Source organism: Streptomyces sp. Y7 (assembly GCF_043195415.1).
Classification (GTDB): Bacteria; Actinomycetota; Actinomycetes; order Streptomycetales; family Streptomycetaceae; genus Streptomyces.
In genome coordinates this window covers 15603-28386 of sequence record NZ_JBIDDQ010000007.1, presented here as the reverse complement: position 1 = coordinate 28386, position 12784 = coordinate 15603, and the positions used below count along the sequence as shown (strand labels likewise).

Sequence of the window (12784 nt, the reverse complement as noted above, 5' to 3'; positions counted from 1 at the left end):
TGCACATACCATCGGTCTCCGCATGGACACGATGACGCTTTGGCACATAACAGGCTGGGAGTTCGCCGCGCTCGCCTTCGCGGCCCTGCTCGTCGGCTTCTCCAAGACCGCCGTGAGCGGGGCCAACACGGTCAGCCTGGCGGTCTTCGCCGCGGTACTGCCCGCCCGCGCCTCCACCGGCATCCTGCTGCCGATCCTGATCGCCGGCGACGTGCTCGCCGTGCTCACCTACCGGCGGCACGCCCACTGGCCCACCCTGTGGCGGCTGTTCCCCGCGGTCGCCGCGGGCGTGGTCCTCGGCACGCTGTTCCTGGTGTGGGCCGACGACGCGATCGTCCGCACCTCGATCGGCGCGATCCTGCTGCTGATGGCGGCGGTCACGGTATGGCGCCGCCGTACCGCCGACAAGGAGGCCGAACCGGACTCGGTCACCACCAGGGCAGGCCGGGTCAAGGCGCGTTCGTACGGCGTCCTCGGCGGCTTCACCACGATGGTCGCCAACGCGGGCGGCCCCGTGATGTCGATGTACCTGCTGTCGGCCGGCTTCCGAAAACTCGGCTTCCTGGGAACGTCGGCCTTCTTCTTCCTGATCGTCAACGTCTCCAAGGTGCCCTTCAGCGCCGGGCTCGGCCTGATCGACGGGTCCTCGCTCCTGCTCGACGCCGCGCTGGTGATCTTCGTGGTGCCCGGTGCGGTGCTCGGCAAATGGGCCGTGGACCGCATCAACCAGCGGCTGTTCGAGCAGCTCGTGATCGCCGCGACCGTCGTGGGCGGCCTACAACTGCTGCTGCGCTGATCAGCGCAGCCGTGCCAGCAGGGCGGGCAGATCGGCGAACGAGTCCACCACATGGTCCGGCACACCGCTCGCGTCCCGGTGCGTGGCCGGCAGGTACTTCCCGGTCCGCACCAGCACACCCGTGACACCGGCCCGCTGCGCCGCCAGCACATCGGACTCGATGTCGTCCCCCACCATCACCGCCTCGCCGGCGCCGACCCCGACATGCGCCAGCGCCGCCTCGAAGAACGCGGGCGACGGCTTGCCGGTGATCTCGGCCTCGACCCGCGCGGCCTTCTCCAGCCCGGCCAGGAACGCGCCGGTGTCCAGCCGCAGCCCCTGGTCCGTACGCCAGTACAGGTTCCGGTGCATGGCCACCAGGCGCGCCCCGCGCTGGAGATGCCCGAAGGCCCGGTCGAGCGCCGCGTACCCGAACTCGGGCCCGGCACCGCCCACGACCACGACGTCGGGCGGCTCGCCCGCGTCCGCGCCCCGGGCCTCCTCGACGAGGGTGACCCCGGCGAGGTCCTCCGCGATGTCACCGCTGTTCAGCAGCGCGACCCGCGCGCCCGGGAAGTGCTCGGCGAGATGGGCGGCGGTGACGGCCGGCGCCGTCAGGACGTCGCCGGCGTCCACCGGGAACCCGGCGTCCGCCAGCGTGCGGGCGATCGACCCCCGGGTCCGCGAGGTCGTGTTGGTGACCAGCGCGACGCCGAGCCCCGCCTCGCGGATCTCCCGCAACGCCTCCACCGTCCCGGGCAGCGGCTGCCACGACACGGTGAGGACTCCGTCGATGTCGATGAGGACGGCCCGTACGGATGCCATACCAGGACGATAGCGGCCAGAACGCGACGGGACCGGACCGGACGACACCCCGGACCGGTCCCTGCCGGGCTTCTCAGGGAGCGATGCCGACGCCCTCGATCCCGCTCCACGTCCGCTCCTGAGCGGACGTCATGGCCGGCCACCGCAGCCCGCCCGGCCGCGGCTCGACCCGCGAGGCGTACGGCTGCGGACGGAATTCGGGGTCGTACAGGCAGCCCGTGCCGTACTTCCCGTCGAAGGCGTCGCACGCCGCCGCGACCGACTTCTGGGTGGGCTTCCTCCCCTGGCGCACCCAGGTGTCGAGGGCGGCGACGGACGTGGCGTACTCGGCGTCGCTCAGCTCACTGTGCTCGTGCTCCCGCGTGAACGTCTGCACCAGGTGCCCGTCGCGCCCGGCGCCCTGGAGCGTGGCCCGGTAGGCCGCCTCGTGCTCGACGAACGCCGTCGGGTCGTCGATGGCGTGCAGCGTCAGCACCGGGATCGAGACCTTGCCGGTGAGATCGCTGTCGTAGGACAGGTCCCGTACGGCCGTGGGGTCCGGGGCGAACCGTTCGACACCGGCGTTCAGCGCCGCGTCGTCATGCGATCCGGAGTAGCGGACGCCCACGTTCCCGAAGGGATTCCGGTCGCCGAGGCGCTCGTGCACGATGTCCCGGAACGTGAAGGTCGCGAACCGCAGGTGCGACTCCAGGGTGCGCTCGGGGATCCGCGTGACCGCGAGGATGTCGTCGAGATTGCGCTGCTGGAGCGCGGTCCGCTCCGCCGCCGGCGACGCGAAGCCGGTGCACTCCTGCAGGCGGGCCCGAAGCCCCGCGGAGGTCATGGTCGAACCGGCGCGCAGACCCTGCCACAGCGGGTACTGCGGCTCGGTCGGGCGGGGGTGGTTGCCGCAGTAGTACTGGTAGACGACGCGCAGGTCGACGCGGTAGTCGTAGCCGCGCGAGCCGCCGCCCAGGACGCCGTTGGTGAGCAGCGCCCCGTCGTAGGCCCCCGGCTTCTTCGCGTACGTCTCCACGACCTTCGCGGCGACGTTCCCGCCCCACGACTGGCCGTGCACATACGTGCGCCGCGGCTTGCCGAACTCCTCGACGAACAGGCGGCGCGCGCTCTCGGTGTCGGCGGCGGCCATCCGTGTGCCGTAACCGCCCCGGCGGTACGACGACCCCACCCAGGCGTACCCCTCCTTCACCATCACCGACCAGCGGCCCAGGTCGTCGATGCTGCGCGCGGGGTCGGACTCCGCGCCGAGGTCGGGGCCGCCGTGGGCGTGCACGACGAGGGACTTGTTCCAGTCGTCGGGTACGGCGATGGCGTAGTAGGCGCCGTTCGTGTCACGGCCGGTGTAGCAGTCGGCCCGGCCGGCGAGTTCCGCGGGGCACTCGGTGGGCGCCGGCCCTTCCGCCGTCTCGCCCCGGGCGTTGGAGGCGCCGACGAGGATGCCGACGGCGAGCGCACCTGCCAGCACCGCGGCCAGCGTGGTGCGCCGCTGTGCGGGCGATGGGACGGATCTGCGGATCACTGAGTTCGTTCTCGTCCAGTCCAAGACGCTGCTCCTCGTCCTCGTCGGCGCGTCGCCGAGCCGTGCGCCGAGATGCTAGGGAGCGGCGGGCCGGGGGGACCACGGTCTGACCGTTGTGTTCATAGTGTTCGCCGGGTCGAACAGGATCGGCGCGGTCACGAGCCCCCACGGGCACCGGAATTGACGGATCCGGGCACAGTGGCCGCCCGAACGGGCACGGGACGGGGCGGCGTGAACTCTGGTGCGCCCGCACCTCGGGCGGTTCCGCGATGAGCTCGCCGGGCAGCGCCGGCCCCCGATCTCCGTCGCCCACCCCTCCTCGTACGCTCACCCCATGTCCCCCCGCCACATCCTGATCCTCGGTGGCACCACCGAGGCCCGTGAACTCGCCGCCGTGCTCGCGGCGCGGCCCGATGTCCGCGTCACCACCTCGCTCGCGGGGCGGGTGTCACGGCCGGGCGCGGTCGAAGGGGACGTACGGATCGGAGGCTTCGGTGGCGCGGAAGGGCTGGCCGACTGGCTCCGCGCCGAGCACGTCGACCACCTCGTCGACGCCACGCACCCCTTCGCCGAGTCGATCACGGCGAACGCGGTCCGCGCCGCGAGGTCGGCGGCCGTCCCGGCACTGGTCCTGCGCCGCCCCGGCTGGTTGCCCGGACCGGGCGATCGCTGGCACGACGTCGCCTCCCTCGACGAGGCCGCCGCGCTGCTGCCGAGCCTCGGCCGGCGCGTGTTCCTCACCACCGGCCGCCTCGGACTCGCTGCCTTCGCCCACCTGTCCGACCTGCACTTCGTCGCACGCTCCGTCGAACCGCCCGAGCCCCCCATGCCCCCGCACACCGAGGTGCTCCTGGCCCGTGGCCCCTTCACCCCGTCCGACGAAGCGGCCCTGCTGCGCGACCACCGCATCGACGTCCTGGTGACCAAGGACAGCGGCGGAACCGCCACATCCGCCAAACTCACCGCCGCCCGCGGCCTCGCCCTCCCGGTCGTGGTCGTACGCCGCCCCGCACTGGCCGAAGGCGTGGACGCGGTGCCGGACGTGGCGGTGGTGTTGGAGCGACTTGGCCTGACGCCCTGACGAGGCCGGCCTTCAGCGGGGCTCGCTCAGCGCCCGCTCCTGCACCCGTCCCGTCAGTCCCTCGGTGAGGTCCTCGACCAGGAGGCGCTTGGCGATGGTGTGGACGGCGGCACGCAGGTCCGTGCCGGGCGGGCGGCCGATGTCCTCGCGGACCCGTTCCTCCAGCCAGGACGCCCAGGCCGTGCCGATGGCGCGGGCCTCCCGGGCGCCCGCCGGGGTGTGGGTCAGGAGGGAGCCGTCGCGGGTGAGGTAGCCCTCGTCGACCATCCGGTCGAAGACGGGGAGCAGTACCTCCGGAGGGAGGTGGCGGCGGGCCGCGATCAGCCCGAGGCCGGCGTGCCCGACGAGGGTGTTCAGGATCTCCACCTGCATCACCGCCCAGGCGCCGGCCACGTCGAGGCGGGTTTCGGACGCGCTGACGATCCGGCGTGCGGCATCCGGGCCCGTGCCCCCGATGATCTTCCCGACGGTCGCCTCCAGCACCCGCTGGGCATTGGGGTCGTGCGGGGACGCGAACCCGTCACCCAGGTCGGTGGAGGCCATGCGGGCGCTGTCGCGCAGCGGGACCTGCTTGAGGAACAGCGCGATCACGAAGCCGAGGGCCGCGACCGGCACCGTCCACAGGAACACGGTCTGGAGCGTGTCGGCGTACGCCTCGACGATCGGCGCGGCGACCGGCGACGGCAGCCCGTTCAGGCCCTCGGGGCTGGTCGCGGCCCGGCCGATGGCCGCCGGATCGAGACCGGAGCCCGTGCCCGCGGCGGCCGCGACCCCGTCGGCGAGGTTCGGGGTGAGCGTGTTGGTGTAGATCGTGCCGAAGACGGCCGTGCCGAACGAGCTGCCCAGCGTACGGAAGAAGGTCACGCCGGAGGTCGCGGTGCCGAGGTCGGCGTAGTCGACGGTGTTCTGCACGGCGATCGTCAGCACCTGCATGCACAGGCCGATGCCGGTGCCGAGCACGAACATGTACAGCGACTCCAGCCACGCGCCGGTCGACGGACCCATGAGGGACATCAGGAACAGCCCTACGGCCATCACCAGGGAGCCGACGATCGGGAAGATGCGGTACTTCCCGGTCTTGCTGACCACGTTGCCGCTGAAGACGGAGGCGATGAGCAGCCCGATCACCATCGGCAGGGTCCGCACACCGGACACCGTGGCCGAGTCGCCGTCGACGTACTGGAGATACGTCGGCAGATACGTCAGCGCGCCGAGCATGGCGAAGCCGACGATGAAGCTGAGAGCGGAACAGACCGAGAAGACCGGGTCGGTGAACAGCCGCATCGGCAGCATCGGTTCCGCCGCCCGCGTCTCCGCCCAGCAGAACAGCCCGAGCGCGACCGCGCCCCCGACGAACAGCCCGATGATGAGGCCGGAGCCCCACGCGTACTCGTTGCCGCCCCAGCTGGTCGCCAGGATCAGCGCGCTCGCGCCGACGGCGACGAGCCCGATGCCCAGATAGTCGATCACCGGCCGGGCGGCCGACTTGACCACCGGGATCGTGCGGGCCGCCGCCAAGACGACGACGATCGCGATCGGGACGTTGACGTAGAACGCCCAACGCCAGGTCAGATGGTCCGTGAACAGCCCGCCCAGCAGCGGCCCGATCACCGTCGCCACACCGAACACCGCGCCGATCGCGCCCTGGTACTTGCCGCGCTCGCGCAGCGGGATGACGTCCGCGATCAGCGCCATCGCCGTCACCATCAGCCCGCCGGCCCCGACGCCCTGCATCGCCCGCCACAGGATCAGCATCGTCATGTTCGAGGCCAGCCCGCACAGGAACGAGCCCGTGATGAACACGATCGCGGAGATCTGGAAGACCAGTTTCCGCCCGAACTGGTCGCCGAACTTGCCGACCAGGACCGTTGCCACGGTCTCCGCGAGCAGATACGCCGTCACGACCCAGGACATGTGCTCGGCGCCGCCCAGGTCCGACACGATCGTCGGCAGCGCCGTGCCCACGATCGTCTGGTCGAGAGCCGCCAGCAGCATCCCCAGCATGATCGTCACGAAGACCACGTTCCGGCGACGCTTGTCCAGCACGGGTGGCTGGGAGGCGGCGGGCGGCGCGGATTCCTCGGCGAGCGTCACGGGGCCACGATCACAGCGCGGAACCCGTGCCGCATGCGGGGACGGGCCACTCGGGTGGCGTAAGGAACCCTCCGCCTACTGCTCCTTCGGCGCCTCCGCATCCCGGCGGCGCAGCAGATACGTGTCCATGATCCAGCCCTTGCGCTCCCGCGCCTGCGCGCGCAGCCGCTCGATCCGGGGCGCGGCCTCGGCGATCGGACCCGAGGCGAGGATCTCGTCCGGGGTTCCGATGTAGGCACCCCAGTAGATCTCGATGTCCTGGTCGGCGTACTGGCGGAAGGTCTGGTGGGCGTCGAGCATCACGACCACGTCGTCCACGTCCTCGGGGAAGCCCTCGGCCAGCCGCCGCCCCGTGGTGATCTGCACCGGCCGCGCCACCCGGTTCAGCCCCGTCCGGTGCCGGGCGACGAGCGCCGAGACGCTGCTGATGCCGGGCACGACGTCGTACTCGAAGTCCACCGCGCCCTTGTCCAGCACCTCCTGAAGGATCCCGAGCGTGCTGTCGTACAGCGCGGGATCACCCCACACCAGGAACGCGCCGGTCTCGTCCTCGCCCAGCTCCTCGGCGATCAGCCGCTCGTAGATCCCGGCGCGGGCACTGCGCCAGTCCCCGACGGCGGGGGAGTAGGCCGAGCCGCCGGCCGAGCGGTCCCGCTCCGGGTCGCGGGCCTCGACGACCCGGTACGTCCCCTCGGGTATGTGCGCGTCCAGCATGTCCCGGCGCAGCTGCGTGAGGTCGTTCTTCACCTCGCCCTTGTCGAGGATGAAGAACACATCCGTTCCGCGCAGCGCCCTGACCGCCTGGAGCGTCAGCTGCTCGGGGTCACCCGCCCCGATCCCGATGACATGAATCTTTCGCACGCCCCGAGTCTGCCGCACGCCACCGACAGCGCCGTCACCGAGTCCACGCAGGCCGCACCGAGTGCCGAGAACCGGCCGAGCCGCGCCCCGCGCCGAACCCTCCTACGCCCGCCCGCGCAACCGTGGCGCCCGCTCCCGCGCGTCCACCTGACCGCCGGCCTCCACGTCGCCCGCCAGCTCCCGCGCCCAAGCGGCCAGCCCCGCGAGATCCATCCCGTACGGCCGTGGCTCACCGCTCCCGGCCGCCCACTCCTCCACGGCCCCGGCCCCGCGCCGCAGCAGCCGCGCGCCACCCGTCACGTTCCCCCGCGCCGAGTGCGTGAGCCCGACGGCCAGCTGTGCCAGCCCGCGCCACAGGGCCCGCTCCTCCTGAGGCCCCGTCTTCCACGCGTCCTCGAACACCTCGTGCGCATGGAACGGCTTCCCCGCGTCCAGCAGTTCCTGCGCCTCCGCGACCGACGCCCGCGGAGTGCGTACGACACCCTCGGGCTGGCGGGCGACGCCGTCCGCGCCGTACGGCAGGGGCCGCCCCAGACCGTCCCGGGGCCGCGCGTTACGCGCCCGCCCCTCGCTGTCCCTGTCCCGTGCCGCCGCCTGTCGTCCTGACGATGTGCTGCCCATACTCCCGATTGTCCATCGCCCCGTCCCAGGGCGGACGGATGCCCGCTTCGGTGCGGTCGTCGTCGTGAGGTAAAGTGCTGTTCGCGCGATCACGCGGTTCACCGCGCGAGAGGCACCGGGACGTGGCGCAGCTTGGTAGCGCACTTGACTGGGGGTCAAGGGGTCGCAGGTTCAAATCCTGTCGTCCCGACTTGCGAATTGGCAGGTCGGAGGTCATTTCCAGTTACTTGGAAGTGGCCTCTTCGTCGTGCAGACGTTTCCCTCAATGCCGCGTCCGGCCGGCCGACGGTGCACGGCCTCGCACAGCTGGCGCCCCGATCGGGTGCAGCGGACTCTTCCATGTCGCAGAGTCCGGCCCACTGATGGGTCAGGTTGGGTGATTTGGTGCGATATGTGCTTGATCTTACTTTTTATCCTCCTTAGTGTTCGCCGGAGGGAAACGCTGCGAGGTCCGAGTCCCGTGCCATCATGCGGAATCGAGGTGTGGAGCGCGTGCACGCGAGGTGCGGCTGCCGGCCTGTTCCGGGTCAGAAGGGGCGTCTCAGAGGGACGCGATGGCTACGGGCGTTCGCCGTACTGCCGTTGCTGGCGTCGGTGCTCGCCGCTTGTGGCAGTGACGAGGGCTCAGGCAGGCCCACGCTCAACTGGTACAACTTCCCCGACGACTCCGGTGCGCTCCAGAAGGCGGCCGACCGGTGCAGCCAGGCGTCGGGCGGCCGCTACAGGATCAGCTACAACAAGCTCCCGCGTGCCGCGGACGGCCAGCGCCAGCAGCTGGTCCGCAGACTCGCCGCCGAGGACGATGCGCTCGACATCCTGGGCCTGGACGTCACCTGGGCGGCGGAGTTCGCCGAGGCACGCTGGATCCGGGAATGGACGGGGACGGCGAGGCGGCGGGCCGTAGCGGGCACCCTGCGCGTACCGCTGCAGACCTCGACCTGGAAAGGCAAGCTGTACGCCGTCCCGTACAACACCAACACCCAGCTCCTGTGGTACCGCAAGGACCTGGTGCCCACCCCACCCAGGACCTGGGCCGAGATGCTGGACATGGCCGGCGCGCTCGCCCGGCAGGGCAAACCGCACTTCGTGGAGATCCAGGGCGCCCAGTACGAGGGCCTGACTGTCTGGTTCAACACGCTGATCAACAGTGCGGGCGGCTCCATCCTCAACGCGAGCGCGACCGAGCCTTCGCTCGGTCCTCCCGCGGTGCGGGCCGCCGGGATCATGCGTGAGCTGGCGAACTCCCCGGCCGCGGACCCTTCCCTGCCCAACCAGATGGAGGACCAGAACCGCCTCGCCATGGAGTCGGGGTCGGCGGCGTTCGAGCTCAACTACCCGTTCGTGTATCCGTCGATGAAGGCGAACAACCCCGCACTGTTCAAGAACTTCCGCTGGGCGCCGTACCCCCGGGTCGACCCGAAGCGCCCTGCACGGCCCACCATCGGCGGCATCGACCTGGCGGTGAGCGCCTACTCGCGCCACCCCGACCTGGCGTTCGAGGCGGCGCTGTGCCTGCGCAACCGGGAGAACCAGCTCACCGCCGCGCTCGAGGGCGGTCTGCCGCCCACCCTGCGCGCCCTGTACGACGAGCCCGCGTTCATGAAGGAGTACCCCTTCTCCCAGGACGTGCTGGCCGCCCTGGAGTCGGCGAGCGTGCGCCCGATCACTCCGGTCTACCAGAACGTGTCGATCGCGGTCTCCCACACGCTGTCTCCGCCGTCCGGGATCAAACCGGTGAGCTCCGTCAACACCATCGGGGAGCAGATCGACGATGCCCTGCGATCCGAGGGTGTGATCCCGTGAACCACCTCCCACCGCACCACTTCGCCGGCCCGTGCCGCAGCGCACGGGCCTCGTCCTCGGGCGGCCTGAGATGAGCACGCGGGCGCAACCGGCCGGAGCACCGCCACCCCCCGAGCCGGAGGTGGAGCGGACGGAGCCGGACCGCGCGGCACTCTCGGCGGGCGCCAGGCAGGAGCGGCGGCTCGGCTGGCTGCTCTGCGCGCCCGCGGTCGTCGTCATGATCGCGGTGACCGCCTACCCCATCGGCTACGCCGTCTATCTGTCCCTCCAGCGCTACGACCTGCGCTTTCCCGGACGCGCGGAGTTCGTGGGCCTGAGCAACTACGGGGCGGTGCTGTCCTCCCCGTTCTGGTGGGACGCCTTCTGGGTCACGCTCTTCATCACCGGCGTGTCCGTGGCGATCGAACTGGTCCTCGGAATGGGGCTCGCCCTGGTGATGCACCGCACGATCTTCTGGCGCGGCACCGTCCGCACGACGGTCCTCATTCCGTACGGGATCGTCACTGTGGTCGCCGCCTTTTCCTGGCAGTACGCCTGGACCCCGGACCTCGGATACCTCGCCGAGTTGTTGCCCAGCGGAGAGGCTCCGCTGACCGAACAGTGGCCCGCCCTCTGGCTGATCGTCCTTGCCGAGGTGTGGAAGACGACGCCGTTCATGGCCCTGTTGCTGCTCGCGGGCCTCGCGCTGGTCCCCGAGGAGACGCTGAAGGCGGCCATGGTGGACGGTGCCACCGCCTGGCAGCGCTTCACCAAGATCGTGCTGCCGCTGATGAAGCCTGCCATCCTGGTGGCACTGCTCTTCCGCACACTGGACGCGTTCCGGATCTTCGACAACATCTACATCCTGACCGCCGGCGCGCAGGGGACCGGCTCCGTGTCGATCCTCGGGTACGACAACCTGTTCACCGCCCTGAACCTGGGCATCGGGTCGGCGATCTCGGTCCTGATCTTCATCTGCGTCGGGATCATCGCCTTCGCCTTCGTCAAGTTGTTCGGCGCTGCCGCACCCGGTGCGGAGGTGAAGCGCTGATGGCCGAGGTGGGAAAGACGCACGCCGCCCGATGGGGTGTCATCAACGTGGTGGTGGTGCTGTACGCCCTGTTCCCGGTGTGGTGGATCGCGGCGCTGTCGTTCAAGGACCCCAGCACCCTCACGGACGGCGACTACATCCCCAGGGACTGGACCCTGGAGAACTACCGGGGCATCTTCGACACCTCCGAGTTCACCCGTGCGCTGATCAACTCGATCGGTATCGCGCTGATCGCCACGGTGATCGCGGTCGCGCTGGGCACCATGGCCGCCTACGCGGTGGCCCGGCTGCGCTTCCCCGGCAAGCGGGTGCTCATCGGGATGTCACTGCTGATCGCCATGTTCCCCCCGATCTCCCTGGTGTCACCGCTGTTCAACATCGAGCGGATCATCGGGATCTTCGACACCTGGATCGGGCTGATCATCCCGTACATGACCTTCTCCCTGCCGCTTGCGATCTATACCCTGTCGGCGTTCTTCCGGGAGATCCCCTGGGATCTGGAGAAGGCCGCGAAGGTCGACGGGGCGACGCCCGCGCAGGCATTCCGGTTGGTCATCGCACCGCTGGCCGCGCCGGGCGTGTTCACCACGGCCATTCTCGTGTTCATCTTCTGCTGGAACGACTTCCTGTTCGCGATCTCCCTGACGTCCACCGAATCCGCGCGCACCGTGCCTGCCGCGATCGCCTTCTTCACCGGGAGCTCCCAGTTCCAGCAGCCCACAGGATCGATCGCCGCCGCCGCTGTGGTCATCACGATCCCGATCATCGTTTTCGTCCTGTTCTTCCAGCGTCGGATCGTCGCCGGACTGACCTCCGGGGCAGTCAAGGGGTGAACGGGCCGACCGCGGCGGACAGGCCACAGGCCCGGGACACCGACCGCGGTACCCGGACCCGGAAGGCATGAAGGCAAGGAGGAACCAGCCATGGCCGAGATCATCCTCGAGGGAGTCACCAAGCGCTTTCCCGACGGGTCCCTCGCCGTGAAGGACGTGGACCTCGAGATCGCCGACGGCGAGTTCGTGATCCTGGTCGGTCCGTCGGGATGCGGCAAGTCCACCACCCTGAACATGATCGCCGGGCTTGAGGACATCACCGAGGGCACCCTGCGCATCGGAGACCGCGTCGTCAACGACCTGGCTCCCAAGGAACGCGACGTCGCCATGGTGTTCCAGAGCTATGCCCTGTACCCGCACATGAACGTCCGGGAGAACATGGGCTTCCCGCTGCGCCTGGCCAAGGTGGACAAGGACACCATCGACGCCAAGGTGACAGAAGCCGCGCGGATCCTTGACCTCACCGAGCACCTGGACCGCAAACCCGCCAACCTCTCCGGCGGTCAGCGCCAGCGGGTGGCCATGGGGCGGGCGATCGTCCGTGATCCCAAGGCGTTCCTGATGGACGAACCGCTGTCCAACCTGGACGCCAAGCTCCGGGTGCAGATGCGCACCCAGATCTCCCGGCTGCAGCGGAGCCTCGGCACGACCACCGTGTACGTCACCCACGACCAGACTGAGGCGATGACGCTCGGCGACCGGGTCGTGGTCATGAGGCAGGGCCTGGTCCAGCAGATCGGCACCCCTGCCGAGCTGTACGACCTCCCGCGCAACATCTTCGTCGCGGGGTTCATCGGCTCCCCGGCGATGAACTTCCTGAACGCCACTCTGGAGGAAGGCGCCCTGCGCTCGTCCCTCGGCGAGCTGCCCCTCGACGACCGTACGAGGCAGGCGCTGGAGCGTCAGAACGCGCCCCGCGAGGTCATCGTCGGGCTGCGACCTGAGGCGTTCGAGGACGTGGCCCTGTCACACGACCGGGACCGGACGGGCCCGGTCTTCACCGTCACCGTGGAGGTACAGGAGTCGCTGGGCTCCGATGTGTATGTCTACTTCACCGCGGAGGGCGGGCCCGCGACGACCACCGAACTGGAGGAGCTCGCCAAGGACTCGGGCCTGCGCGACACCGGCGCCGACACCCACAACATCGTGGCCCGCCTGGACGCCGCCACGCGTGCCCGCGAGGGCGAACCGGTGGAGCTGCAGGTCGACATGGGCAAGGCCCACGTGTTCGACCCGGCGACCGGAGCGAACCTCACGCATCCGGTCACGGCGGACTGACGAGGGAAAGGGGCGTTCCGATGGTGCACAAAGTTCCTCGTGGGCAGTAGCCCGCAAAGGCCCC

11 protein-coding genes and 1 tRNA gene are annotated in these 12784 nt (G+C 70.3%); 7 read left to right on the top strand and 5 right to left on the bottom strand.

Translation table 11 applies throughout. The features are described 5' to 3' along the window. The first annotated feature begins 22 nt into the window (after positions 1 to 22). Complete coding sequence (locus ACGFW6_RS19490; protein WP_393510956.1) at positions 23 to 796, top strand: sulfite exporter TauE/SafE family protein; 774 nt, start codon at positions 23 to 25, stop codon at positions 794 to 796. Here ACGFW6_RS19490 and ACGFW6_RS19485 read toward each other — a convergent pair whose 3' ends face one another. Further along, positions 797 to 1600, bottom strand: a complete 804-nt coding sequence (locus tag ACGFW6_RS19485) for an HAD-IIA family hydrolase (RefSeq protein WP_393510953.1) — start codon at positions 1598 to 1600, stop codon at positions 797 to 799. A gap of 73 nt (positions 1601 to 1673) precedes the next feature. Beyond that, positions 1674 to 3119 (bottom strand): alpha/beta hydrolase family protein, encoded by a 1446-nt coding sequence (locus ACGFW6_RS19480; protein ID WP_393510950.1) that lies wholly within the window; start codon positions 3117 to 3119, stop codon positions 1674 to 1676. A 334-nt stretch (positions 3120 to 3453) separates the two neighbouring features. Between ACGFW6_RS19480 and ACGFW6_RS19475 the strand changes: the two genes are divergently transcribed. Next, a complete protein-coding gene (locus ACGFW6_RS19475) occupies positions 3454 to 4200 on the top strand; it encodes a cobalt-precorrin-6A reductase (RefSeq protein WP_393510947.1) in 747 nt (248 codons plus the stop codon). Positions 4201 to 4212: 12 nt separating this feature from the next. Here the strand turns inward: ACGFW6_RS19475 and ACGFW6_RS19470 are convergent, their stop codons facing one another. The 3 genes from ACGFW6_RS19470 to ACGFW6_RS19460 form a co-directional block, all read right to left on the bottom strand. Then, positions 4213 to 6294, bottom strand: a complete 2082-nt coding sequence (locus tag ACGFW6_RS19470) for an MDR family MFS transporter (protein ID WP_393510944.1) — start codon at positions 6292 to 6294, stop codon at positions 4213 to 4215. 75 nt (positions 6295 to 6369) lie between these two features. Next, positions 6370 to 7155: a precorrin-6A synthase (deacetylating) gene (gene cobF, locus ACGFW6_RS19465; protein WP_393510941.1), complete on the bottom strand. Its 786-nt coding sequence runs from the start codon at positions 7153 to 7155 to the stop codon at positions 6370 to 6372. A 102-nt stretch (positions 7156 to 7257) separates the two neighbouring features. Then, positions 7258 to 7776 carry a DUF309 domain-containing protein gene (locus ACGFW6_RS19460; protein WP_393510938.1) on the bottom strand — a complete coding sequence of 173 codons (519 nt, stop codon included), beginning with the start codon at positions 7774 to 7776 and terminating at the stop codon, positions 7258 to 7260. A gap of 116 nt (positions 7777 to 7892) precedes the next feature. Between ACGFW6_RS19460 and ACGFW6_RS19455 the strand changes: the two genes are divergently transcribed. The 5 genes from ACGFW6_RS19455 to ACGFW6_RS19435 all read left to right on the top strand — a co-directional run bounded on the left by ACGFW6_RS19455 (position 7893) and on the right by ACGFW6_RS19435 (position 12720). Continuing rightward, positions 7893 to 7966, top strand: a tRNA-Pro gene (locus ACGFW6_RS19455). Positions 7967 to 8358: 392 nt separating this feature from the next. Then, a complete protein-coding gene (locus ACGFW6_RS19450; RefSeq protein ID WP_393510935.1) occupies positions 8359 to 9579 on the top strand; it encodes an ABC transporter substrate-binding protein in 1221 nt (406 codons plus the stop codon). 70 nt (positions 9580 to 9649) lie between these two features. Continuing rightward, positions 9650 to 10609: a carbohydrate ABC transporter permease gene (locus tag ACGFW6_RS19445; RefSeq protein ID WP_393510932.1), complete on the top strand. Its 960-nt coding sequence runs from the start codon at positions 9650 to 9652 to the stop codon at positions 10607 to 10609. After that, positions 10609 to 11442 (top strand): carbohydrate ABC transporter permease, encoded by an 834-nt coding sequence (locus ACGFW6_RS19440; protein WP_393510929.1) that lies wholly within the window; start codon positions 10609 to 10611, stop codon positions 11440 to 11442. The genes ACGFW6_RS19445 and ACGFW6_RS19440 overlap by 1 nt, the downstream gene beginning before the upstream one ends. Before the next feature lie 90 nt (positions 11443 to 11532). Further along, positions 11533 to 12720 (top strand): ABC transporter ATP-binding protein, encoded by a 1188-nt coding sequence (locus tag ACGFW6_RS19435; RefSeq protein WP_393510926.1) that lies wholly within the window; start codon positions 11533 to 11535, stop codon positions 12718 to 12720. Positions 12721 to 12784: the final 64 nt, after the last annotated feature.